This is a genomic window from Acinetobacter sp. CY81, assembly GCF_059515925.1.
Genome location: NZ_JCAKNC010000001.1, coordinates 133,207 through 158,549 on the forward strand (window position 1 = coordinate 133,207; position 25,343 = coordinate 158,549).

Below are 25,343 nucleotides of genomic sequence, written 5' to 3' on the forward strand. Positions count from 1 at the left end.
TATAAATTTTCGAATTTATACTTTTATAAATGACCTTGTCATTTGAAAAAGGCTTTTAAACTTGAGTCGCAGTACCTTTGTTATCGAAATGTAAAAACCAGTTGTTTTTTAGAAATACTTCATTGTGATGTCATATTGTTAAATTATGTTTGAGACAAATCAATAACTCTAAGAATTAAACATGAATCATCTTAAACCAAAAAGAATCGTGATTTGTCTTGCGTTAATCGGAGCATCAACGCTTTTAAGTTCAGCGCAAGCCGCTTTGTTGTTTAGCCAATATGTGGATGGGAATAACAATAAGAAAGGTTTGGAAATTTATAATCCAGACCCAAATACTGTGAACTTAGCGGAATATGAAATCCGTCAGTATCCAAATGGTGAATCAACACCCAATTTAACGGTAAAACTCACTGGAAGTTTGTCGACTCAATCTAAACATTTAGTTGGGCATTCATATCTAAAAACTGCTTTGGGCGAAACGGTCAATCAAGTTGCAAATTTGGCATTCAATGGTGATGATGCCATTGTGCTTTATCACAATGGTATCGCAATAGATCGATTTGGTAGAGTCGGTGATCAACCTGCCAATGGTTGGGCAAATATTTCAAAGGGCAATAGTTTTAAGCGTCGTGTCTTAACAAATACAAATTCAAGCATCGACTCGACAACAGCATTTGACTTACTTGCGAGTTGGGAAAAATGGTCTGAACGTAATGCCTTTTCAAACTATCTAACTCTGACTAGCCAACCGCAACCTCAACCTCCATTGACCAGTGTAAGTTGTAGTACGGCGAGTACACCAATCGCAGACTTGCAAACGGCGACTCAAAATCAACAATATGTTGTGAGAGGCGTGATCACTGCAGATTATCGATATGACAATGGATTTTCAGGATTTTATGTTCAGACAGCAGATAGTCAATCCAAGCCAAATTTAAGTAATGCGATATTTGTTTACTTGCCTGTAGCAAGCCAAATTAAAGGGGGAGCTGTCGGTAATGAGGTGATTTTACGTGGGAATTTGACGACATTTGAAAATCAACTGCGAATCGATCAATTGAGCAGTGAAATTACAACCTGTAATAGCAATGCAGGGAGTACTGTGACAGCAACTCCTCTGCAACTGCCTTTTGATGGTCTAACAAATACCACAGGACATGTGCCAAAACGCTATCAAGGCATGTGGGTCAAACTCCCTCAAACTTTAACTGTGAGTGAAAATTATAATTTTGGGCGATATGGCCAGCTTTCCCTAAGTCTTGGACGTTTGTATATTCCGACCAATTTATTCCCTGCCAAATCTGCTGAAGCGAAAGCCTTAGCACTTTCAAATTTAAACTCTAAAATTGAACTTGATGATGGCTATAGCAATCAAAATCAAACGCCATGGTTACCTGTAGGCTTTAATGCGAGCAATTCAGTCAGATCAGGCTATCAACTGAAAAATGTTGAAGGAATTTTAGAGTACCGTTTTGGTGCTTGGCGTATTCAACCGATTCTGAACAAAGCACAACCTGAAATCGTTAAAGAAACAAATCCTCGAAATAGCATTATTCAAAAAGAGACTAAGCAAATCCGTGTGGCGGCATTTAATGTCTTGAATTATGACAATGCCGTAGTGAATGGTTTGAAGCCTGATCGTGGTGCAAACACAGTTTCTGAGTTTAATCGACAACATGCCAAGATCGTTTCAGCACTGAAAGCAATAGATGCTGATGTTTATGGTTTGATGGAGATTGCAAATAATGGATATGATGAAAAGAGTGCATTGGCTTATCTGACTAAAGCACTCGGTTCAGATTGGAAATATGTCATTCCACCCAAGCAAAATAAGTTAGGGACAGATGTGATAGCTGTGGCGATTATTTATAACAGTAAACGCGTTAAGCCTGTAAATGATGCTGCAATTTTTGATGATGGTACCGAGTTGAATCGTGTGACTATGGCACAGACGTTTCAGCCATTAAGTGGTGGCAAACAATTCACAATAGTTCCGAATCATTTAAAATCTAAAGGCAGTTGTCCAAAAGATACTACCTCAAATGATGCGGATCAGAAAGATGGACAAGGTTGTTGGAATGCAACCCGTTTAAATGCAGTCAATAAAATCACCCAATGGGCTGCTACAAATCCAACCAAAGCAGCTCAACCGAATTACTTGTTCGTAGGGGATTTAAATAGTTATGCAAAAGAAGATCCGATTTTAGCCTTTGAAAAAGCAAAATATAAAGTATTGCTCAACGATGAAAAAGTTGGACAAGGTAAAAATGCCTATAGTTATGTCTTTGGTGTGGCAAGTGATACCAATGGATTTGGTGGAGCAGGGAATTTAGACCATGCCATAGCGGATGAAAATTTATATGCGCATGTAAAACGTGCATTTGCATGGCATATTAATGCAGATGAACCCACAGCATTGGACTATAACGAAGAGTTTAAATCTTCTGAACAGATCACTGCATTTTACGCGGATGATGCATATCGTTCTTCAGATCACGATCCAATCATTGTTGATTTAGATTTAAATAATACTGTCATAACAACTCCAGAAAGTAATTCAAAATCGGGCGGTGGTTCGACGACATTGTTTACGCTGTTGGGGCTATTCGCATTATTATTGGTTCGCCAAAAATGGTTTAGAACTTAAAAGTTAATCCATAAAATAAAAGCCTGAAATTGTTCAGGCTTTTATTTTTACACTTTATCGAAGCGATTATCACAGAATTATACAACGCTAATCACAGCATTAGTCACAAACACGATCAATCAAAGTTGAACTGGCTTGATTCAATCCAATCACTTCAACATGAATGTTTTTAGACTCAAACTTTGCGACAATATTAGCGAGCATATTCACAGAAGTAATGTCCCAAATATGCGCATGGGTCAGATCAATTTCAACTGATTCAACTATTTCATTAAAGTCAAAAAATTGATAGAACTTTTCGGCGCTATTAAAGAAGATTTGCCCCTTCACCACATAGATACGCTTATTTTCTTCAAGTTCAGATTGAACTTTCACTTCACTTTCAAGTTTGTTGACTAGAAAAAGAGCTGAAAGCATTACACCCACCAATACCCCAAGTGCCAAATTGTGGGTTGCCAATACAATTGCAACTACGCTCAGCATCACGATGTTGCTTTGCTTTGGGTGTTTGCTGAAGTTTTTGACTGAATCCCAATTGAAAGTTGTTAAAGCCACCATGACCATAATTGAAACTAAAGCAGCCATAGGAATATAAGCCAACCCATCTTTAAAAAACACCACAAGGCAGAGTAGGAATACACCAGCCACAAGTGTTGAAAGTCGTGTGCGTGCGCCAGATGAAACATTGATAATTGATTGTCCGATCATCGCACAACCTGCCATTCCGCCCATGAATCCACTCACGATATTGGCAATGCCTTGTCCACGACATTCTTGATGACGATTACCTTCAGTTTGTGTGACTTCATTTATCACGGTTGTGGTCATCATCGTTTCAAGTAGACCTACTGTTGCCAAGGTCAGGGCATAAGGCAGAATAATCAGTAAAGTGTCTAAATTAAGGGGAATATTGGGAATGATAAAAATGGGTAAAGTATCTGGAAATTGTCCGAGGTCACTGACCGTTCTCATATCTGAACCAAGCAACAGTGCAAGTAAACTCAATACAATAATGCAGACCAAAGGCGATGGAATCGCTTTACCTATTTTCGGGAGATACGGAAATAAGTAAATGACGGCAAGCCCTAAGACTAAGAACAAATAACCACTCAAATCCATTTGACTAATTTCAGGGAGTTGAGCTACAAAAATCAAAATCGCTAAAGCATTCAAAAAACCATAAACGACAGATTGAGAAACAAAGCGCATTAATTTAGCCACTTTGAAATAACCCGCAATGATTTGGATCATACCTGTAAGGACAGTTGCTGCCAAAAGATATTGCAAGCCATGTTCTTTGACTAAAGTGATCATCAGTAAAGCCATTGCACCTGTTGCAGCCGAGATCATGGCAGTACGTCCGCCAAAAAAAGCAATAGTGACTGCGATACAGAAGGATGCGTACAAACCGACTTGCGGATCAACACCTGCAATTGCGGAAAAGGCAATGGATTCTGGTATCAACGCAAGTCCGACGACTACACCTGCCAGTACATCAGTGCGAATATTAGAAAACCATTCATCTTTTTTCAGGCTGATCACGCAAATTTACCAGTGACTTAAAATTTGGGGTATGTTAAGTCATCTGTTTGTGAAAAAGCATAAAAATTACTTGAATCAATCTAGATTTTAATGAATATTCAAGTTTCAAATTGATTTTTTTACGCTTGCTTGCAAATTTAAAACGACTTCAACTTGAAAAAAAATCAGAAGCAATTTAAAACTGATAGAAGTAAAAACTAAGTTAAATAACAAGGAAAATATATGAAGTTGTATTATTCGCCAGGTGCTTGTTCACTTGCTGCTCACATTATTTTAAATGAAATTAACGTTGATTTTGACTTAGTAAAAGTAAATCTAAAAAACCATCAAACTGAAAAAGGGGATGATTATTATCAGATCAACCCAAAAGGATATGTACCGGCTCTAGAGATTAATCCAGGGTTGATTTTGACTGAAAATGTCGCGATTTTACCTTTTTTGGCACAACATGATCCAAAGCAAGATTTGATTCCACCTTCAGGTTTGGGGCGTGCCAAAGTATTGGAATGGCTGGGTTACCTAAACTCTGAGTTACATGATGCTTATGCTGTATTTTTTGGTGCGGCATTAAGTGATGATGCGAAACAAAAAGCGTATGCTGAAATTGATCGTCTTTTAACATTTATTGATAAATCAATTGGTGAGTCTGATAATGATTATTTAGTCGATGATAATTTTGGACCGGCAGATGCTTACTTATTTGTACTGACCAATTGGTCAAAGGGCATCAAGCATGATTTGACGCCGTATAACAATATTAATGCGATTCGGAATAAAGTTGCAGCTCGCCAATCTGTACAGATTGCAATGCGTGATGAAGGGTTGATGCCTTAATTAAGCTTGAAAAATTAAGGTTAAAAATTTAATCCTTATTCAAATATAAGCATAAATTAAAACACTAACTTAAACAGTCTCTTCATGAGGCTGTTTTTATGCTGGATTATCAAAATAGATTTCTTTATTTAGCTCTTTCTAGAACATGACTTTTCTTGATTAATATTCAAATTGCGTGTGGAAATGATCAAATTTGATTTCATTTAAGAATAAAGGTTGTTTCTGTTTAAAACTGCTCCAAGTACTCTTCGCCTGACCACCCTCGAATTGATTGCCTCCTGTAGTGCGTTTGACTTTAAGTGTCGAAAAATTATAACTGCTTGCACTTTGTTCACCAGAGGATCGGTGGAAACTACTGTAATCAAAGCCAATAAGTTGCATTTTTTGCTTTTGGTATCTAAAAGTATAGGTATGTTGTGGCCACTCCCATCCGCCACATGCCATAAAGTAACTGAATTCAATGGTGAGTAAGCCTTTTCTAATTTCAATTCCATTAGATTCCGCGAGCGGATCTAATGAGCAGGAAGATTCTGCATCATCTGCTGTGGGTAGGTTTTTATTGCGAGCTATGAGTTGATAGCGATGCTTGTTGTTAAAGAAAACCAGAAGATGTCTAGGGTTTAAATTGATTTTACGATCATCCGAATCCTTTCGAATATTATTGGGATTATTTTCTTCAATGATTAGTGCTAAATCAGGTTGCCTATCTTGATTCAGGTCACCCTGCGCAGAATCTAAAATAGACCAACCCGATGGTATAAGGCTTTGAAATTCAGATTGTGCTGTCAAATAGCTAGGGAATAGAACTATGAACAGAGCACATATTGCTTTAGTTGGATTTATTTTCATTTGAGATGTTCTAAAATTAAAAAGGATGCATAAACATCCTTTTTAAAGCGAACTAGAGATTATCGCAAGTATCATGGTGTGAATAAATTTCACTCACAGCAATGAATGGATTTATTTAAAGAAATAGCCGGTTTCAGGTGAGCTCGCATTTGCCATACGTTTACGGGGCATACGACCTGCCAAATAAGCTTCACGACCTGCTTCTACTGCTTTTTTCATCGCAGATGCCATGAGTATTGGGTTTTGAGCAGAGGCAATAGCGGTGTTCATTAATACACCATCACAACCAAGTTCCATCGCAATAGCAGCATCACTTGCTGTGCCGACACCTGCATCGACCAAAATAGGCACTTTGGCATTTTCTTTAATAATTGAAATTGTATGTGGATTCAAAATTCCAAGACCTGAACCAATCAAACTGCCTAGTGGCATGATGGCAACACAGCCCATACTTTCAAGTTCTTGTGCCACGATTGGATCATCTGAGGTATAAACCATGACCTCAAAACCATCTTCAACTAAAGTGCGGGCAGCTTTAAGGGTATCCATAATATTGGGATACAACGTCTTTTCATCGCCTAAGACTTCAAGCTTTACCAAGTTGTGACCATCAAGTAATTCACGCGCTAACATACAGGTACGAACTGCTGTATCCGCATCAAAGCAACCCGCCGTATTGGGGAGTAGTGTGTATTTCTCAGGGGGAATAACAGACAATAAGTTCGGTTGACTTGGATCTTGCCCAATATTGACACGTCGAATCGCAAGCGTGACGATCTCAGCGCCACTGGCTTGAATCGCTAAATCAGTCTCTTGAAGATCTTTATATTTACCAGTTCCAACCAATAGGCGTGATTGAAAAGATCGAGAACCGATGATGAGAGGATGATCCTGCATAACAACTCCGTTTTAGCCGCCACCGACAGCGTGAATAATTTCAATACGATCTGATTCAGCAATAGGAGTTTGCTCCAATTTGCTTTTAGAAATAATCATTTCATTGACTTCAACTGCAAATCTTTTTCCGTCTAGTGAAAGATGTTGTATGAGTTGCAGTAAGTTCTGACAGTGGGTCTGTTGAACTTCGCCATTAAGATAAATATTCACAGCTTAAATCCTTTTTTAAATTGTGATTTTCAGAATTAATCATTCAGCACTCAGTGTTTATAGCCTAAGCATTATCGTGCGTATTTGTAAGCATTCCACGCCAAAACCAACCAACCTGCGATCATCAAAGCACCACCAATTGGGGTAATCATACCTAATCCACGTGGAAGCCCCAGCGCCATGATATAAAGTGAGCCACAGAAAAACAGGGTGCCTATTTGAATCAAGAGAAAACTGGCTTTAATGGGCAGTTGAGGAATCACTTTTGCCAGAAGTCCAAGTAGGAGCAATCCGAGTGCATGATAGAAAAAATAATCAGTTGCTGTAGACCACCATGCCAGTTGTGCTTCAGAGGCACGTGCTTTTAAACCATGAGCACCGAAGGCACCTAACATGACAGCGAGAGCGAGATTTATTGCAGAGATGACAATCCACATGGTGATTTAAGCTCTTTAAACTTGCGACTAACCTTAGCATAAAGTCAGCAGTGCAAAAAATGAAAATCAAGAAAACGTGATAAAAAAGGGCATCAAGCCCTTTTTTAAATATCAATATTTTGAATACCACAACCTAATGATTGTTCTTTGGAAAAATCTAATTAGAAGACATCGCAACTTTGATTTTATCCATGGCATTTTTCTCTAGCTGACGGATACGCTCTGCCGAAACATTGTACTCAGCGGCAAGTTCATGCAAAGTCGATTTGTCATCATCTAACCAACGACGTTGTAAAATATTACGTGATCGGTCATCAAGCTGATCCATGGCATTGTGAAGAGCAGATGTACTTTGCTGTTCGTAGTCTTCTTCTTCAACTAATCGTGCGGGATCGTAGCGGTTATCTTCAAGATACAGCGCAGGAGATACATAAGTTGTATTTTCATCGTCATCATCACCTTGTGCATCAAATGCAGCATCATAGGCAGTCAAACGACCTTCCATCTCTAACACTTGCTCAGGTGTCACATTTAGGTCTAAAGCAATTGATTTTGCTTCATCTAAAGTAAGCTTCTTACTCGACTTTTTCAGGCTTCGTAAATTAAAGAACAGTTTACGTTGAGCTTTAGTCGTGGCAATTTTTACAATACGCCAGTTACGAATCACGTATTCGTGAATTTCAGCTTTAATCCAATGCACAGCAAATGAAACCAGACGCACGCCCATATTAGGGTCAAAGCGTTTTACAGCTTTCATTAAGCCTAAGTTGCCTTCTTGAATTAAATCACCTTGTGGTAAACCGTAACCTGCATAACTACGAGCAATATGCACAACAAAGCGCAGATGCGACATCACCAACATTTTGGCTGCATCTAAATCTTGATCGTAAAAATAGCGATCAGCTAACTCTTTTTCTTGTTCAGCTGTCAAAATTGGGATCTGATTCACAGTGCTCATATAAGCACCGAGATTTACCCCAGGCGCAGACAATGACAGGGGCATCAATTGATTGCTGCTGTCAGTCATGTGTTCTCCTTAATGGATAATAGTTGTAAAACCAATAACAATATCTTAATTCGATTTGTATGTGGAGTTAAAGGAAATTGGGTAGTGAAATGTAAATTAATATTCAACATTGCCACACAAGTAGTTTAATTGAAAACAATTAAGATTCAATTACGTAATGAAATTCTTGTTCAGAAATTTGGGTAAAATCGCATGTGTAGTTATGTATTTCACAATAGCGACGAATATCCAGCTGACTATTAGGGTCAGAAGATTTTAAGCGGTAGGTTTGCGGTGTAGCATTGAGCTTCAATTGCTTTTTTAAAAGTAATAATGGAAGCGGGCAAGGTTTACCCATAGCATCTATTTCAATTAAAGCATTCATTTCATTAAATAATCTAGAATTTAACTGTCTATTTTAACAAAGTGTGAGTGATTACTAATGATATTTTGTGAAATTTCTCTAAAAATTCCTGAAGTGATTTTATGGCTAATCTATTTGGATGATAAATAATCAAATTATTGTGTGATATTTTGCGAAAAAACCTCTATTAATTGTAATTAACACATGATAAGCTCGTTGCGTAACTAAGGAATCGAATAGGGATTTTTCGTCTCTAAGCCTTATTTATGAATGGATGTAACCGGGATTTTGTTAATAGTTTTATAGAATGATTACAAGCTTTGAAATACAAAAATGTTTTAAAATTTGTTTGCTCTGCTGTTTGCAACACCGGGTGGTCCCTTTTCTTACCAACTGAGGATTAACTTATGACAGCTCGCGAACAAGGCGTAGTTAAGTGGTTTAACGACACTAAAGGTTTTGGCTTCATTCAGCGCGCTGGCGGTGATGATGTTTTCGTTCATTTCCGTGCTATCCAAGGCGACGGTCACCGTTCACTTCGTGACGGTCAACGCGTAGAATTTAGCGTTGTACAAGGTCAAAAAGGTTTTCAAGCTGAAGAAGTTCAGCCTTTAGACTAATCCTAGTTTTTTAAAACTAGGTTAACGCTCCAATTTTAGGAATTGGGGCGTTTTTTGTTTATAATGAATATAATATTTTAATATCTGACCGTCGAGCACGTATATATGTCATCTGGTTTCGAAACCCTAAACTTAGAGCCACAACTTAAGCAAGCAATTGATGCTTTAGGGTTTAAAGAAATGACCCCGATCCAAGCAAAAGTATTGCAATATACTTTGGCAGGTCATGATGCAATTGGTCGTGCACAAACAGGTACAGGTAAAACTGCTGCATTCCTTATTAGTATTATCAATGATTTACTCAAAAACCCAATTCAACATCAACGTTTTCGTGGTGAACCACGTGCTTTGATCTTGGCACCAACACGTGAACTTGCGATTCAGATTGAAAGCGATGCCAAAGAGCTGACTAAATTTGCTGGTTTGAATGTAGTCACTTTAGTCGGTGGTGTGGATTTTGATAAGCAGAAGAAACAATTAGATCAAGGTTTTGTCGATATTATTGTTGCAACACCAGGTCGTTTAATTGATTTCACAGAGCAAAAAGAAATTTGGTTAGATCAAATTGAATTTTTAGTGATTGATGAAGCTGACCGATTATTAGATATGGGCTTCATTCCATCGGTTAAACGTATCGTTCGTTATTCTCCACGCAAAGAACAACGTCAAACTTTATTATTCTCAGCAACATTTAGCTATGACGTTCTTAACTTGGCACAGCAATGGTTATTTGAGCCTGTAACAGTTGAAATTGAGCCTGATAAGAAAACTAATGCTGATGTTGAACAACGTGTTTATGTGGTTGGAAAGTCAGACAAATATAAGCTTTTGCAAGAAATTTTACGTGATGAGCCGATTGAAAAGGTCATGATTTTTGCGAACCGTCGTGATCAGGTGCGTAAGCTATATGACAACTTAAAACGTGATGGTTATAAAGTAGTCATGTTGTCAGGTGAGATTGCTCAAGATAAACGTCTAAAAATGCTCGATCAATTTAAAAATGGTCAACACAACATTATGATTGCAACAGATGTTGCAGGTCGTGGTATTCATGTGGATGGTGTATCTCACGTCATTAACTTTACTCTACCAGAGCAGTCTGATGATTATGTACACCGTATTGGGCGTACAGGCCGTGCAGGTACTAGTGGTGTTAGTATTAGTTTCTTATCTGAAGATGATGCGTTTTATCTTCCAGAAATTGAAAAAGCAATTGGACAGAAAATTCCGCTGACGCGTTTAGATGGTTATTGCTAAGCCGATATTAGCTCCTTGAGGTGCTTAAAAATGGCATCTAATAAAAAAGTCCCATCAGGGACTTTTTTATTTTCTAATCTATTTTTTAGCTATTTATATCAATGATTAATTGGCTTTACAGCTAAAGGTTAATACCGTTTGGTAGTCAGTATCTTTTTCAATGGTGGTATTTTTACCAATCACTGAACCTAGAACACTTGCTGCTGCAGATACCATTTGTCCTGTTTTTTCGTCAAATACACCTTTTAACGCACCGTTATATTCTGTTTTTTCATCTAGAAGTACAGGGGCGTGACTTTTACCACAGGTTTTATTGGCAGCTGTGATTGCGTTGTTTTTAGCAAGGATTTGACTTTTACCTAGCCCAGAAACTTCATATTGATTGTTTGGTTTTTGGATCGCCAATGTTTCAGTTGGATTTGAAGCACATGCTGTTAAAAATAGACCTGCAAGTAAAACTGATGATGTTGCAAGAATCGCTTTCATTATTTTTCTTCCCAAAGCTGAATTAAATGTCATTGACTATATTAACGATCACTTAAGGATTGATTCTGAATACTTTGTATATATTTTGAATTTTAATAAGGTTTTCTTGTGAACTTTGCTTTCAAAATTAGAAAATTGAAGGCTATAGAGTAAGTTTTAAGGTTTGTGATAAGCTAAGCTTCAATACGTAATACATAGATTTGCAGTCAATGTCAGATTCTTTTCTAGATGCAGTACATCAGAATATTCATCAACGTCAGTCGATTGGACATTTGGTCGAGCCAGCACCCAATACAGAGCAATTGGAACGTGCTTTTCAGGCAGCTTTGGCTGCACCAGATCACCACCGTTTAAAGCCGACTCACTTTATCGTTGTTGCAAGTGAGCAAAGAGAGGCATTTGGTGAAATTTTAGTTGATGCCATGCGTGACTTAGATGACATCGATGAGCAACAAGTTGAGCGTGTAAGACATCATCCCATGAGAGCGCCATTACTTGTTTTGGCAGTGACGCGTTTTCAAGATCATGCCAAAGTCCCTGACTTTGAGCAGACTTTAAGTACTGGTGCTGCTGTTCAAAATTTTCTACTTTCCCTACAGGCTCAAGGGTTTTCAACCATGTGGCGTAGTGGTGCTGTGGTTGAATCCAATTGGTTTAAACAAAAATTAGGTTTGCAAACCGATGATCTCATCTCTGGAATTATTTACATTGGCACTGCTTTTAAATCAATTCCTCCACGTTTAGAGATTCAAACTGAATCGAATGTGACCAATTGGAAGCCTTAATCAGTATTGAGATGGTATTCATCTACCTATAAGTTGAACAGATAAATTTAAATTTGGGATAACAATAATGTCGGAATTAAAATTCACGGATTTGGTTGAGCCAGTTGCTCTAGACAGTAAAACAGCATTGCGCGTTACTGTGTTAGGTGGGGGGAGTTTCGGTACAGCGATGGCAAATACAGCTGTGCGAAATGGTTGTGACACCATGATTTGGATTCGTGACGAAGCTGTTGCTGCAGAAATTAATGCAACACATATCAATCAACGTTATTTGCCTGATTTCACACTTGAGAAAGGGTTAGTTGCTGAGTCGAACTTGGAAAAAGCTGTTCGTGATCGAGATATTATTTTAGTTGCTATTCCAAGCCATTCTTTCCGAGATGTTTTACGCCAAATCAAACCTTTCATTAGTGCTCAAGCTGTGGTGTCTTTAACGAAAGGTGTGGAAGCAAAAACCTTCAGCTTTATGAGTGACATTATTCGCGAAGAGCTTCCTGAAGTGCCGTATGGGGTGCTCTCTGGTCCGAACCTTGCTAAAGAAATTATGGCAGGAATGCCAGCAGGTACTGTGATTGCAAGTGATTCTGAGCTAGTACGCTATGCAGTACAACAAGCCTTGCATAGTGCTCTATTCCGTGTGTTTGGCAGTGATGATGTGAATGGTGTTGAATTAGGCGGTGCACTAAAAAATATCTATGCGGTTGCAATGGGTATAGCTGCTGCTTATAAAGTGGGTGAAAATACCAAGAGTATGATCTTAACTCGTGCTTTGGCAGAAATGAGTCGATTTGCGGTGAAATTAGGCGCCAATCCTTTAACCTTCTTGGGTTTATCTGGTGTAGGAGACTTGTTTGCAACCTGTAATAGCCCTTTAAGTCGTAACTATCAGGTTGGCTTTGCATTGGGTTCTGGCAAATCTTTAGAACAAGCGACAAAAGAGCTTGGTCAAACAGCAGAAGGTATCAATACCATCGTGCAAGTGAATAGTCGTGCAAAAGAGCTGGACGTATATATGCCAATCACTACAGCTCTATATGAAGTGATTTATGAAGGGGCTCCACCATTACATATAGCTGTATCGTTGATGAAAAATGGTCATCGTAGTGATGTGGAATTTGTGTTGCCACATAGCAAAGTGTGATAGTTTTAACGACAGAAAAATTTCGGATGGATTGTTTAGCTGGTCTCAGGAAACGCTTTGTATTCATCATTAAATTTTAAAATGTAGTGATTTGAAAACATTGATAGAGTTTTACGTTCTAAACATACTTATGAGTGAGGTGTGTCATTCATAAGTATTGAACATTGCCGATTCAAATATCAAAAAAATGTCATTATGCTTCGTTACAATAGGATTTTTTAAGTTTAGGGAAAACTTATGCAATTAACCTTGGTTCGTCATGGGGAAGCATCGCCAGCTACAGATGGTAATGATATTAAAAGACCACTGACATCTCGTGGGCATGCGCAAGCAAAGCAAACTGCTGGCTTTTTAAAGGATCAAGTGATTCCTGATATATTCGTGGTGAGTCCTTTATTACGTGCTCAAGAAACGCTTTCATATCTACAAGCGATTTTCCCTGAGGTTGCTGTGCTGATCTGTGACAAAATCAAACCAGATGATCATGCGAAAGATGCAATTGATTGGCTGAGTCAATTACCGTTTGAAAATATCGTGGTAGTTTGTCATATGAATGTTGTGGCACATATCGCTGAACAGTTGACACATGAATCATTTAATCCTTATGCACTTGCGGAAGCGCGTATTTATGAGCAAAGTGTCATCGCAAATGGCTTGTCAACACAGCGAAAATCATTTATTCCTAATGTGTAAATAAATTTAAATTGAAAAATTAAACGGCAGAAAATTATAAATGTTGTATTTATGGATGCCTGAGGCCAATGGGGTTTGGCAATGGTCACGTGGTGAAAACTGGATGCAGGCATCTAGTCTTGAACAATTGATTCAAGATATCAAACCATATCAAGGAGAGGAAGCCGTCGTTTTCTTTCCAAGTCGCGACGTACAAATTATTCAACAGAAGATCTCTAAAGCTCAATATAAACAGTTGGGGAATGATGGGGTTAAATATCTCATTGAAGAGTATGTGATTTTCCCGATTGATCAAATGAAAGTGATTTCGCACTTTGAAGCACCAGATCAACTCTCTATTCTGGCTATTGCTAAAAATGCTGTTCTCACGATGCAGCATTCACTGACTTTGATACCTGTTAAAGTAACTGCATTACTACCAGACTTTTTGGTTTTACCAATACCAAAAGACAATGAAACGATTATTGCAAACGTCCAACAGCAATTGCTCGTACGTGAAAGTGCAATGCAAGGTTCATCGGTAGATGAGTTGTCTTTATATCTTGATATGTGTGCGAAGCCTGAAATATTCAAATATGATGCACTGACTGATGAGCAATCTACGGCTTTACTTGCAATAACAACCACTGAACAACGAGAAAGTTTTAACTATCAATTTCAACCAATTATAAAAGCAAAAAGTCATCCATTTAATGTATTACCTAAAGCCAAACGTGAGGAGAGTCATGCCTCAGGCTATTGGAAAGCATGTGCGATGTTGCTGATGGCATTGTTGGTTGTACAATTTAGTTATGACTTGGCGCGTTGGGTGAAATTGAAGAAACTTGCCGATCAAACCGCTGTAGTTTCCATTGAACAGTATAAAACTTGGTTTGGGGCGAATAGTCGCGTCACCGAGCAAAATATCAAAAGCTTATTTGAAAGTAACTTGCGTTTAAGTCAAACCGCAAATACACAAGCTTTACAGTTGATTAGTCGTGTAGGACCAATTTTGATGCAAAATCAAATTGTGGCGAATAATGTAAATTATGATGCCAATGTCCTGAATATGAATTTGGTGGCACGTAGTTCTGATGCATTACAAACTTTGGTGAGTCAGTTAAATCAGCAGGGATTTAAAGCTGAATTAGGCAACATTCAGACACAAGCGGATGGTGTGATTGGGGCGGTGAAAATACAATAATGAAACTATTCAATAAAACGCATGACTGGTTTGATTTATGGTTGGATAAGCTCAGTGAAAATTTAGATCGTATTTCTTTACGTGAAAGAATCATGGTCATTTGCGCATCAATTATTGTTGTTGTCGCAATTATTGGTGCATCACTTTGGAAGATGAATCAAGCTGCTGACTTTCAGCAAAGTCGTTTAACTCAGCTTAAAGATGATCTCGTGTGGATGCAAACCAATGTTGCTACGATGAAGCCTGCCGATGATTTAAATTTAACTACGGCAGATAAAATTCAACGAGTTTCTCAGCAGCAGGGGATTTCAGTCGCTTCTCAGCAAATGGGAGATGCGATGCAAATTATTGCTGAACATCAAAACTATTCAATTTTGGCAAACTTTTTGACTCAACTGGCACAAATGGGCTTGAGCATTGAAAAACTTGAATTAAATAAAGTCGGTGAGCAGATTAAATTAACAGCGACCGTGAAGTGACTGGTGAAAATAAACAACTGACAGGCATAGCCTTTTACACGGACTGTGCCTATAATATGCCAACTTAAAAAGCAGTAGACTTTTTGAATATGTTATATTCGCTTGCTCGTCCATTTCTATTTTCGTTGGCGCCAGAGCGTGCACATGATCTGACATTGTCATTACTCAAAAAAACCTACAAGTTAGGTGTAATGCGTCAAGTGATTGAAGCTAAGCCTGTAACATGCATGGGAATTCAGTTTCCAAATCCAGTCGGTTTAGCCGCAGGTTTGGATAAAAATGGTGCTTATATAGATGCACTGGCAAGTTTAGGTTTTGGTTTTATCGAAATCGGTACAATCACCCCTCGTCCACAAGCGGGCAATCCGCAACCTCGTTTATTTCGTATTCCTCAAGCTAAAGCCATTATTAACCGTATGGGTTTTAATAATGATGGTGTTGATCAACTGATTGAAAATGTTAAAGCATCCAATTTTAAAGGTGTTTTAGGTATTAATATCGGTAAAAATGCGGATACTGCTGTTGAAGATGCTGTTTCGGATTATCTGATTTGTTTAGAAAAAGTGTACAACTACGCATCTTATGTGACAGTGAATATTTCTTCACCAAATACTAAAAACTTGCGTAGTCTTCAAAGTGGTCATGCGTTGACTGAGTTACTTGAAACACTGAAAAAACGTCAATTAGAGTTGGCTGAAGAATATCAGCACTATGTTCCTTTGGTCTTAAAAGTTGCACCTGATTTAACTGAAGAAGATATTCAATTTATTGCTTCTCAGCTGATTGAATTTAAAATTGATGGTTTGATTGTGACCAATACAACGCTTTCTCGTGAAGGCGTTGAGAACTTACCTTCTGGTGATGAAGCGGGTGGTTTATCTGGTGCGCCAGTTTTTGAAAAAAGTACGGCTTGTTTGCAAGCTTTTTCAAATATTTTAAAGGATCAAATTCCACTGATTGGGGTGGGTGGTATTCTTTCGGGTGAACAGGCTATAGCGAAACAACAAGCAGGCGCAAGTCTCGTACAAATCTACAGTGGTTTGATTTATACAGGACCCGCTTTAATCAAAGATTGTGTTAATGCCATGACCTAATTTCTATGAACAACTTAGATATCTTTATACTGATTATTCTGCTCATTGGAGGGCTTAACGGTTTGCGTCAAGGATTCGTTAATGCCTTTGCGAACTTAGTTGGATGGATTTTTGCGCTGATTGTCGGTGCAAAATATGCCAATTTGATCGCACCATCAATGACTGTTCTGAGTCAAGATCCAGTTGTTCAAAAAATTGCAGCCTTTGCTTTTATTGTTTTGCTTATTGTTGTTTTAACATGGATTGTGACTGCGATTCTCAATCGAATGTTAAAAACACTGAAATTAGGACCACTCAACCGTTTGGCGGGTGGAGCATTTGGGACCTTGAAAGGTCTATTGATCGTCCTCATTTCTATGCAAGGAATTGGCTCTTTTGTGGAAAGTTCTCCGCATTGGAAACAATCAAAGTTTGTTCAAGCATTGTTGCCTTATGCACCTATGGCAACCGAATTTACCAAAGATACTGCCAATAAGGCTTTAGATCAGATTAATTCAGATGACAGTGATGATCAGAACAGCGACAAAACGCTGAAAGATTCTGATCAGAATGATGCATCATCAGATTCAACGAAAAATCCTTTTTATTAATCCTAGCTTGTTTGCGAGGTTGCTATGTGTGGAGTAGTTGGTATAGCGGGTAAATCACCGGTTAACCAAATGTTGTTTGATGCATTAACGATGTTACAACATCGTGGACAAGATGCTGCAGGAATAGTGACATGTGATGAAGGTCGGCTATTCTTAAGAAAAGACAACGGTATGGTTCGTGATGTTTTCCATACACGCCATATGCGCGCATTACTGGGTAATTACGGTATCGGTCATGTCCGTTACCCGACAGCAGGTTCTTCAAGTAGTGCTGAAGCGCAACCATTTTACGTAAACTCTCCTTATGGGATTACTTTGGCGCATAACGGTAACTTAACCAATGCTGAAGAAATTCATGATGATTTGTTCAAAACTGACTTACGTCATATGAACACGGATTCTGATTCGGAAGTATTGTTAAACGTCTTTGCACACGAATTCCAAAAGCTGGGTAAACTCACTCCCAATGCTGACGATGTATTCAACGTTGTTGCTAAAGTACATGAACGTTGCAAAGGTGGTTATGCTGTAGTTGCAATGATCACTGGACATGGTTTGGTTGGCTTCCGTGATCCAAACGGTATTCGTCCGTTAATTCTAGGCTCACGTGAGACTGAATTAGGTCTTGAATATATTCTTGCTTCAGAGTCTGTTGCTTTAACAGCACTAGGTTTTAAAGTTGAACGTGATGTGATTCCTGGTGAAGCAATCTTCATTGATTCAGAAGGTCAGCTTTTCACAAAGCAATGTGCATTAAACCCTGAATATCGCCCATGTATTTTCGAGTATGTTTATTTTGCTCGTCCAGATGCAACGATTGATGGTATTTCTGTTTATAAAGCCCGTCTTAAAATGGGTGAGAAGCTTGCTCACAAAATTTTATGTGAATGGGGTGAGTTCCATGACATTGATGTTGTGATTCCAATTCCGGATACATCACGTACTTCAGCGCTTGAGTTGGCAAATACACTCGGTGTTAAATTCCGTGAAGGCTTCATGAAGAACCGCTATATCGGTCGTACCTTCATTATGCCAGGTCAGCAATTGCGTAAAAAATCTGTACGTCAAAAGTTGAACCCTGTTGAATTAGAGTTTAAAGGCAAAAATGTACTTTTGGTCGATGACTCAATTGTACGTGGTACAACCTGTAACGAAATTATCCAGATGGCGCGTGATGCAGGTGCGAAAAAAGTATTTTTCGCTTCTGCGGCACCGATGGTGAAGTATCCAAACGTCTATGGTATTGATATGCCAGTTAAGGATGAATTGATTGCATCTAACCGTGATGTTGAAGAAATTCGTGAGTTGATTGGTGCAGATCGTTTAATTTTCCAAAACTTGGAAGATTTAAAAGATGCAGTCCGTACCAAAAAAGTACCTGATTTACGTGAATTCGATTGCTCAGTATTCGATGGTATCTACGTAGCGGGTGGTATTAACGATGCTTACTTGGATGATTTAGAGCAAAAGCGTTGTGAATCTGCAATGAAGAAAAAAGATGGCTACATTGATGTAAATGTTGATGCAGCATCTGTTGATTTAAGTGGATTAAAAGACGCCTAAGTTCTTCAGAAAAAATTGATTAAAAAAGCGAGTAATTCTCGCTTTTTTAATTTATGATTTGAACACAATGTAATCAGGAAATTTTACATTGAAAGATGTAAGTCATTATTTAATAAAAAACAAAAACATGCTTTGGCCTGCAAGTATTAGTGCGCTTGTTATTTTATTTTCCATTTTTCTGTTGAATAGTGCTTTAGGGCTTCTTATTCACTATTTTAATCCGCAGCAATCTATTTTTTGGAATAGTTTTAGTCCTTATTTTCTACTTTTTATTGGCTCTATTATTGGTGGGTCGATTCTGTATGAATTTTATGTCTTTCGTTCAGGTGGGCATACACTTGCCAAGCAATTAAAAGCGCGTCAGCTGAGTTTATTGGAGAGTACGCCTGAGGAAGGTGTAGCTTTAAAATTGACTGAGAAACTGGCCAATACATTTGTGATTGATATTCCAACACTGTATGTATTACAAGATGAAATAGGGGTAAATGCACTGACCGCAGGTTTTCACCCTAAAGATACCGTGATTATTTTAACTTGGGGTGCTTTACAAAATCTGGATGAGCTTGAGCTTTGTGGCCTGTTGGGACATGAATTTAATAAAATTTTATCGGGTGAGGCGACTGAAAATACACGCTTAAAAATTCTTTACAGTGGTGTGACAACTTTTAGTCAATGGGGTAGTCAGATAGCTAAAAAAGGATTTAAGCGAAATGCATCAAATACCCGACATAAGTTTGAAACCAGCTTAGTTGCAATTGGTGGTGTGATTTGGCTGATTGGAAGTCTAGGTGTTCTGATTAATCGTTTGATTAAATATGTGACCTTGGGTGGTCGAACCTATTATAACGATCGTAAAACCAAACGATTGTTACTCAATGATGCGAATGTTCAAACGCTGCTGCGAATCTATGTGCATCATGCGGGTTCTCAGATTCATAGTGAATACTCAGAAGCAATTTCACATATGTGTTTTGCAAACTCATTAAGCCCACAAAGTTGGATGAATATTCATCCAAGTATTCAAGACCGTATTTATGAGTTAAATCCAAGTCTGCTGCAAGATTTACAGCTGGAAAACTTACAGAAATTGAGAACTCAGCCTTTATTTAGCTTAATGCGCTCTTTAGAAGAGTCTATTGCAGAGGAATATAATCCGTGGATGTCTCCTCAGCCTTTACCATTGCTTCGATTGTCTCCGATTAGTTTTGCAATCAAAGATGCAATCAAACCTTTAAGTTTGGAGGTGCGTCAGCAAATGGCTCGTCCTGAATTAATCACACGTGCCATGCAAACCTCTACAGGGTCACGAGAGGTTATGATCGCGATTTTGATGATTCGTCAATACCGTGAGTTTATTCCTTCCAATGCGCAGGTGAGTCGTGCCATTGTCGATTCGTTATTGCATATAGATGGACGTGTGCATATTCAGATTTTCCATGAGGCATGCTCAAATTTAGGCAATATGCCTGCCACCAGTGCGCGCCAATTTATTACCAAACTTGCAAAAATTATTCAGGAAGATGGTGAAATTGGTTTGTTGGATGCATTATTGATTGAAAAAGTAAAAGCAGAACTGACTCTTTTACCGATTCATCGACCGACTTCTTTAGAGGATGCTAAGCCGCAAATTGTACGTTTGGTAGATGCACTATTGCATGTGCAACAGTTAAATACAGCAAATCAACTTGAAGTACGTTATAAGATTTTAAAACGAGTATTGACGGTTGAAGAGTTGGAAATCTATGAGGAAATTTCAGATGAACCCATAGATTTGGGGGAAATATTGAATGATATCGCAGGGCTATTATTACGAGATCGCTTAAGTATTTTGGGCGTGGCAGAGCTGTGTTTATGGCATGACCGTGTAATTACACAGGATGAGCTCGATGTACTTGAGTTGCTGTATTGGCGTTTAGGATTTGACAGTGAAGAGATTGTCAGTCAAATGCACAAGAAAAACAGTATTATGATTGTTTAACCTAAGTCTTAAAATTTGTTGTTCAATTTAATATTTTTTGAGCAAATTGGATTTAAATTGCTTAGAATAACAACATGCCCTCAAATGGAATGGGGGACTTAGAAGATGGGAGATTGGTTGAGGAATTAAAGCCCAGCAATCCATTGTAAAAATCGGTAGAATATCCAGCCCATTAAATGCTAGTACGTATGAAATGAATGTGAATATGGTAGAGCATCAGCGCAGTATATTGTCAGTAATTGGTATTGATTTATGGATACCTAAAACTGATGCGCCAACGCGTACCTACACATCTAGTTTATATCGTGATCAAGCCGCACCTGAGTATAATCATTTTCAAGATTTTCAAGTCAATAATCTTGATACGTCTGATGTGGTTCAGATTGGAAAAAATCAAAATTCTCATGTCGTTACACAGCCTATCCAAGCTCGTGAACATCGTTTAGAAAAGTCAAATGTTGAAAGAGCTGATCAGCAACCGAATTTAAAATCAGGTGTGGTAATTTCAACAGAAGTGCGTGAGGCGGTTTATGTTGCGCCTTTTGAGCTTCAAGCATTAAGTTTGGAAAACTGTCTAATATTGGTCGATTCAACGGAGTTGACTCAGGAACAGGCGACACTGTGGCACAATATTCAAATGGCTAAAACAGGTCAGTTCTCTGCTTTGAAATGGCCATTTGCCTTAACGCCATTACAGGATGGTCGTGGTGTCCAAGTGTATATTCAAGGTTTTATTGATGCATTGAAAGTGGATAAACAGATTTTAAGCTTGGGAGAAATTTCACATGCAAGGCTTGATCAAATAGTTGCATTGCCAAGTCTTCAAGAGATGCTAGATCAACCACAGCTGAAAAGAGCACTTTGGAATTACATGCAAAAATCACAATAATTGATTCATTCAAAATATAGAATAACGTGATTGAAATTGAATGAAGACTTAAATTTATTTAATAAAAATACAGCAACTCACACAACAAAAATCACAAATAAAGTGTATAAAAGATACAAAGGATTTAAAAATATTCGGAAAGTTTATGCGCCAAAAGGTTGTGGTATTTAGTCAAATTGATTCAATCATTCTACAAAAATTAAAAGATCGTTATGAAGTGGTCTGCATTGATCCAAAAGCAGGTAACGTTAATCAGCAAATCTTAAAAGAAGTTGCAGATGCGGATGGCATGATTGGTGCGGGTCGGTTACTCAATGAAGAAAATTTACATACCGCCAAACGACTTAAAATTATTTCTACGGTGAGTGTAGGGTATGATAATTACGACCTTCACTATCTAAATCAGCAAAAAATTTGGCTAGCAAATACACCGCATGTTTTGACGGAAACGACTGCAGATTTAGCTTTTACGTTGTTGATGAGTGCTGCACGTCAAGTACCGCAGTTGGATGTGTGGACCAAGCAAGGAATGTGGAAAAGAACTGTTGGTAAAGCACAATTTGGTGTAGATGTTTATGGTAAGAAGCTGGGTATTATTGGGCTGGGCAATATAGGGCTGGCGATTGCTAAGCGAGGATTTCATGGTTTTAACATGAAGATCAATTATCATAATAGAACTGCAAAACCTAAGTTTGCTCAGTTGGTCAATGCAGAATATTTGCAACTCGATGAATTGTTGGAACAGTCGGATTTCATTGTGGTTGCAGTTGATTTAAATCAGGACTCGAAGGCCTTAATAGGGGCTGAACAATTCCATAAAATGAAATCTTCTGCGGTCTTTATTAATATTTCACGTGGATCAGTGGTCGATGAGAGTGCTTTAATTGATGCACTGAAGCAAAACAAGATTTTTGCCGCGGGATTGGATGTGTATCAAAAAGAGCCTTTACAGTCTTCAGCGTTGTTTGAGTTGGATAATGTGGTGACCTTACCTCATGTTGGGTCTGCAACGGCTGAAACACGCTTTAAAATGGCTGAGTTGGCTTATTTAAATTTAGTTCAAGCATTAGAGGGTGAAACTCCGAAATGTCTCGTTAATGAACGATTTAGCTAAATTTTTATGATTTGATATTTGAATGAGCCTAATTTTGCTGTAACAACTTGAGTTATTAATTTTTTAATTGGAACTCATTTTTGATTCCATAAATAAATATTCATAACACTTCATTGCGAATTCGTTCAATTTTCAGTGTTATAGTCCGATTATATTCATCTGTTTGAGTTGATGTGTTGAAAAAAACCTTATTTGCATTGAGTCTATGTTTTAGCGCTATGTGTAGTGCTGATGATATTTTTAATACTGAAAAGGTACCTACTTTTGACATCCCTGAGATTGGGAGTGGTGTGGGTTTGATTGATCAACAACGTGAACATGTGATCGGTGAAAAGGTTTATCGTCAAGTTCAAAATCAAATGCCAGTTTTGCATGATGTGTGGTTGGAAGACCAATTCATGTCGATATTTTCACGTATATTAAGCCAAACCAAGCTCGGACGACCCATTGGACTTGTGATTGTTAATGATCCTCAGATTAATGCCTTTGCCGTACCTGGTGGTTTATTTGCTTTAAATGCAGGACTAATCACTTCATCCAAGAATTTAGATGAAGTGTCTGGTGTTATGGCGCATGAGATTGCACACGTATCCCAACGACATTATAGTCGCTCACAAGAGGCCTTTAAGGGGCAGGGATTGTTAGCACTGGCAGGGATTATTGTCGGCGCTGCAATTGCATCACAAGCTGATAGTGATGTGGGTAGTGCGGTGATGATGGGGACTCAAGCAGCATTGGTTGATAAACAATTGAGTTATAGTCGTAATCAAGAGCGTGAAGCAGACCGTATAGGTATGCAGTTGATGTATGGTGCGGGATATAATCCGCAGAGTATGGCTGATTTTTTTGAAACCATGAATCGTGCAACTGCTCGTGTCAGTTTTATGCCTGATTTTTGGTTTACGCATCCATTGACCACTCAGCGTATGAGTGAGGCACGTTTAAGAGCCAATCAGTTTCCAAGGACACCTTTCAGTAATACTCAGCAAGCATTTGAGGTGATTAAGTGGTATACAGCTGTTCTGACCAATCAAGCTTCGGAGTCGCAACTCAAAGCTTTGGCGCAGACTAAAAACTTTGGTGGCTTGTTGGCGCTCGCGGAATATTATCTCAAGAAAGGTGAATATACGTTAGCTCAACAGCAGTTGGATATGGCTAAGACCATTCAGCCTACGCATACCTTATTAGCATTGATTCAAGCCGATTTATATTTAGAGCAGGATCAGGTAGAGGCTGCTATGCAGTTGATTTTACATAGGCAGAGAGTAATGCCTGAAAATAGAGCTTTGGCTTATAAATTGGCACAAATTTATAACTTGAAAAAGCAACCAGTGGAAGCTGAGAAATTGGTGAGTAAATTTATACAGAAAAATAATCGAGACATTGTGGCTTGGCAAATCATGCAACAGTCTGCAAATTTAGATCGTGACAATCCAATGCGAACAATCAATGTGCTTCGATACCGAGCTGAGGTTGAATATTGGAAAGGCGCTGAAGAGGTTGCAATTCGATCTTTGATTCATGCTCAGCGTCTTGCAAAAAGTAATAAATCAATGTCTGTTAAGATTAATAGCCGACTCAGTGTAATGCAAAAAGAGCATACCCAAAAAATATAAGATGTTTTGTACTAAGGTAGTGGTTTGATATGCATTTTGCAGTGATTGTTTGCCGAATCGATAATTAGAAAATGAATGAAGGTTTTTGATGATGATAAAAGGTCAGTGCTTATGTGGAGCAATAACTTATCTCTATCATGGTGAAATCGAGCAAAGTATTCTGTGTTTTTGTCGTGATTGTCAATTGGCTCAAGGCACAATAATGGCGTGGAATAGTGCATTGGAACGCTCTAAATTTGAAATTTGTACTGGCTATCAGATCTTAAAAGAGTATTTTCATACGCCGAATAAGGCACGAGTATTCTGTGGTATATGTGCTAGTCCAGTCTATTCTTATCGCTTGGATTTGCCTGATGTTATTCGCTTGAGACTGGGTACAGTTACACATGGAGAAATACCTACTCCCAAAGAATATTTCTATATCAAAAACAAACCTGATTTTGTAAACCTTGAGAGCGGTTAGTGTTTTATTTATGCGCTAAAACAATGGTTGTAAGTATCAATTCAACATATAATATTAAGACGCTTAATCATGGACTGAAGAAATTAAATTGATGAAAAATAAGATATTGGCAGCGTTACTCATAACATTTTGCACTTCATCATTTGCACAGCAAATACCTGAAAAATATGCACGTGATTTAGATAAAATCACTCAACAATATAGTCAGGATATGCGTGATTTTTTAAAGTCGTTACCACCAACGACAGTTCAATTTGATTCTCAACAGAAAAATAAATACTGCTCAATTGTGGCAACTTATGTTGATGATTTTTATCAATTGACGAATAAAAATAGAGATTCTTTACCCTTTTCTTATGCAAATATTACGAAGCAAGATGTGATTAATAAAGTAAAGCAATCAAAAGAAATGCAAATATTGAAAGACTATAATATTCAGTGTGATTTGAATCAGAATTAAAACGAATGACTTAAAAGGTTTAAGCATTTTAGTAAGATTATGAGGGGAGAAGATCGTAAATATTCTAAAAACTGAATAGATTGATTTTTATAATTGATATTTTGGGATAGAAGAGAATAAATGAGGTATTTGGCTATTTAATC

26 protein-coding genes are annotated in these 25,343 nt (G+C 38.1%); 18 read left to right on the forward strand and 8 right to left on the reverse strand.

The window, feature by feature from the left end:
- The first annotated feature begins 181 nt into the window (after positions 1–181).
- Positions 182–2,650, forward strand: a complete 2,469-nt coding sequence (locus AC5YDM_RS00625; RefSeq protein WP_496150193.1) for an ExeM/NucH family extracellular endonuclease — start codon at positions 182–184, stop codon at positions 2,648–2,650.
- Positions 2,651–2,749: 99 nt separating this feature from the next.
- Here AC5YDM_RS00625 and AC5YDM_RS00630 read toward each other — a convergent pair whose 3' ends face one another.
- Complete coding sequence (locus tag AC5YDM_RS00630) at positions 2,750–4,192, reverse strand: SulP family inorganic anion transporter (RefSeq protein WP_496150194.1); 1,443 nt, start codon at positions 4,190–4,192, stop codon at positions 2,750–2,752.
- 222 nt (positions 4,193–4,414) lie between these two features.
- Between AC5YDM_RS00630 and AC5YDM_RS00635 the strand changes: the two genes are divergently transcribed.
- Positions 4,415–5,026, forward strand: coding sequence for a glutathione S-transferase N-terminal domain-containing protein (locus tag AC5YDM_RS00635; RefSeq protein ID WP_496150196.1), 612 nt, complete (start codon positions 4,415–4,417; stop codon positions 5,024–5,026).
- 159 nt (positions 5,027–5,185) lie between these two features.
- On the opposite strand, the gene AC5YDM_RS00640 is transcribed toward AC5YDM_RS00635, so the two are convergent.
- From AC5YDM_RS00640 to AC5YDM_RS00665, 6 genes are all read right to left on the reverse strand, one after another.
- A complete protein-coding gene (locus AC5YDM_RS00640; RefSeq protein WP_496150197.1) occupies positions 5,186–5,875 on the reverse strand; it encodes a PWWP domain-containing protein in 690 nt (229 codons plus the stop codon).
- A gap of 111 nt (positions 5,876–5,986) precedes the next feature.
- Positions 5,987–6,772, reverse strand: coding sequence for a thiazole synthase (locus tag AC5YDM_RS00645; protein ID WP_496150198.1), 786 nt, complete (start codon positions 6,770–6,772; stop codon positions 5,987–5,989).
- 12 nt (positions 6,773–6,784) lie between these two features.
- On the reverse strand, positions 6,785–6,982 hold the full coding sequence (gene thiS, locus AC5YDM_RS00650; protein WP_496150199.1) for a sulfur carrier protein ThiS: 198 nt from the start codon (positions 6,980–6,982) through the stop codon (positions 6,785–6,787).
- Positions 6,983–7,053: 71 nt separating this feature from the next.
- A complete protein-coding gene (locus AC5YDM_RS00655; protein ID WP_496150201.1) occupies positions 7,054–7,419 on the reverse strand; it encodes a DUF423 domain-containing protein in 366 nt (121 codons plus the stop codon).
- 157 nt (positions 7,420–7,576) lie between these two features.
- Positions 7,577–8,446, reverse strand: a complete 870-nt coding sequence (gene rpoH, locus AC5YDM_RS00660; protein WP_496150202.1) for an RNA polymerase sigma factor RpoH — start codon at positions 8,444–8,446, stop codon at positions 7,577–7,579.
- A 139-nt stretch (positions 8,447–8,585) separates the two neighbouring features.
- Positions 8,586–8,810, reverse strand: a complete 225-nt coding sequence (locus AC5YDM_RS00665) for a sulfurtransferase TusA family protein (RefSeq protein WP_496150203.1) — start codon at positions 8,808–8,810, stop codon at positions 8,586–8,588.
- Between the two features lie 386 nt (positions 8,811–9,196).
- Between AC5YDM_RS00665 and AC5YDM_RS00670 the strand changes: the two genes are divergently transcribed.
- Both AC5YDM_RS00670 and rhlB read left to right on the forward strand, forming a co-directional pair.
- Positions 9,197–9,409: a cold-shock protein gene (locus tag AC5YDM_RS00670; RefSeq protein WP_004822370.1), complete on the forward strand. Its 213-nt coding sequence runs from the start codon at positions 9,197–9,199 to the stop codon at positions 9,407–9,409.
- Between the two features lie 105 nt (positions 9,410–9,514).
- Positions 9,515–10,666 (forward strand): ATP-dependent RNA helicase RhlB, encoded by a 1,152-nt coding sequence (rhlB, locus tag AC5YDM_RS00675; RefSeq protein WP_496150204.1) that lies wholly within the window; start codon positions 9,515–9,517, stop codon positions 10,664–10,666.
- A 105-nt stretch (positions 10,667–10,771) separates the two neighbouring features.
- On the opposite strand, the gene AC5YDM_RS00680 is transcribed toward rhlB, so the two are convergent.
- Positions 10,772–11,152: a hypothetical protein gene (locus AC5YDM_RS00680; RefSeq protein WP_496150205.1), complete on the reverse strand. Its 381-nt coding sequence runs from the start codon at positions 11,150–11,152 to the stop codon at positions 10,772–10,774.
- A gap of 209 nt (positions 11,153–11,361) precedes the next feature.
- Here AC5YDM_RS00680 and AC5YDM_RS00685 point away from each other — a divergent pair, with 209 nt between their 5' ends.
- The 14 genes from AC5YDM_RS00685 to AC5YDM_RS00750 all read left to right on the forward strand — a co-directional run bounded on the left by AC5YDM_RS00685 (position 11,362) and on the right by AC5YDM_RS00750 (position 25,200).
- Complete coding sequence (locus tag AC5YDM_RS00685) at positions 11,362–11,937, forward strand: nitroreductase family protein (protein ID WP_496150206.1); 576 nt, start codon at positions 11,362–11,364, stop codon at positions 11,935–11,937.
- 67 nt (positions 11,938–12,004) lie between these two features.
- Complete coding sequence (locus AC5YDM_RS00690) at positions 12,005–13,078, forward strand: NAD(P)H-dependent glycerol-3-phosphate dehydrogenase (protein ID WP_496150207.1); 1,074 nt, start codon at positions 12,005–12,007, stop codon at positions 13,076–13,078.
- Between the two features lie 237 nt (positions 13,079–13,315).
- Positions 13,316–13,771, forward strand: a complete 456-nt coding sequence (locus AC5YDM_RS00695) for a SixA phosphatase family protein (protein ID WP_496150208.1) — start codon at positions 13,316–13,318, stop codon at positions 13,769–13,771.
- 40 nt (positions 13,772–13,811) lie between these two features.
- On the forward strand, positions 13,812–14,954 hold the full coding sequence (gene gspL / locus AC5YDM_RS00700) for a type II secretion system protein GspL (protein ID WP_496150209.1): 1,143 nt from the start codon (positions 13,812–13,814) through the stop codon (positions 14,952–14,954).
- The gene (locus AC5YDM_RS00705; protein WP_496150210.1) at positions 14,954–15,433 is read left to right on the forward strand and encodes a type II secretion system protein M; all 480 of its coding nucleotides are present in this window, start codon (positions 14,954–14,956) and stop codon (positions 15,431–15,433) included. Before gspL ends, AC5YDM_RS00705 begins: the two co-directional genes overlap by 1 nt.
- Positions 15,434–15,522: 89 nt before the next feature.
- The gene (locus tag AC5YDM_RS00710) at positions 15,523–16,527 is read left to right on the forward strand and encodes a quinone-dependent dihydroorotate dehydrogenase (protein WP_496150540.1); all 1,005 of its coding nucleotides are present in this window, start codon (positions 15,523–15,525) and stop codon (positions 16,525–16,527) included.
- 5 nt (positions 16,528–16,532) lie between these two features.
- Complete coding sequence (locus tag AC5YDM_RS00715) at positions 16,533–17,117, forward strand: CvpA family protein (protein ID WP_496150211.1); 585 nt, start codon at positions 16,533–16,535, stop codon at positions 17,115–17,117.
- A gap of 24 nt (positions 17,118–17,141) precedes the next feature.
- A complete protein-coding gene (gene purF, locus AC5YDM_RS00720) occupies positions 17,142–18,680 on the forward strand; it encodes an amidophosphoribosyltransferase (RefSeq protein WP_496150212.1) in 1,539 nt (512 codons plus the stop codon).
- An 88-nt stretch (positions 18,681–18,768) separates the two neighbouring features.
- The gene (locus AC5YDM_RS00725; protein ID WP_496150213.1) at positions 18,769–20,658 is read left to right on the forward strand and encodes a M48 family metalloprotease; all 1,890 of its coding nucleotides are present in this window, start codon (positions 18,769–18,771) and stop codon (positions 20,656–20,658) included.
- Between the two features lie 199 nt (positions 20,659–20,857).
- A complete protein-coding gene (locus AC5YDM_RS00730; protein ID WP_496150214.1) occupies positions 20,858–21,547 on the forward strand; it encodes a hypothetical protein in 690 nt (229 codons plus the stop codon).
- Positions 21,548–21,692: 145 nt separating this feature from the next.
- Complete coding sequence (locus tag AC5YDM_RS00735; RefSeq protein ID WP_496150215.1) at positions 21,693–22,661, forward strand: 2-hydroxyacid dehydrogenase; 969 nt, start codon at positions 21,693–21,695, stop codon at positions 22,659–22,661.
- Between the two features lie 176 nt (positions 22,662–22,837).
- Positions 22,838–24,277, forward strand: a complete 1,440-nt coding sequence (locus AC5YDM_RS00740) for a M48 family metalloprotease (RefSeq protein ID WP_496150541.1) — start codon at positions 22,838–22,840, stop codon at positions 24,275–24,277.
- A 91-nt stretch (positions 24,278–24,368) separates the two neighbouring features.
- Positions 24,369–24,740: a GFA family protein gene (locus AC5YDM_RS00745; RefSeq protein ID WP_496150216.1), complete on the forward strand. Its 372-nt coding sequence runs from the start codon at positions 24,369–24,371 to the stop codon at positions 24,738–24,740.
- A gap of 91 nt (positions 24,741–24,831) precedes the next feature.
- Positions 24,832–25,200, forward strand: a complete 369-nt coding sequence (locus AC5YDM_RS00750; RefSeq protein ID WP_496150218.1) for a hypothetical protein — start codon at positions 24,832–24,834, stop codon at positions 25,198–25,200.
- Positions 25,201–25,343: the final 143 nt, after the last annotated feature.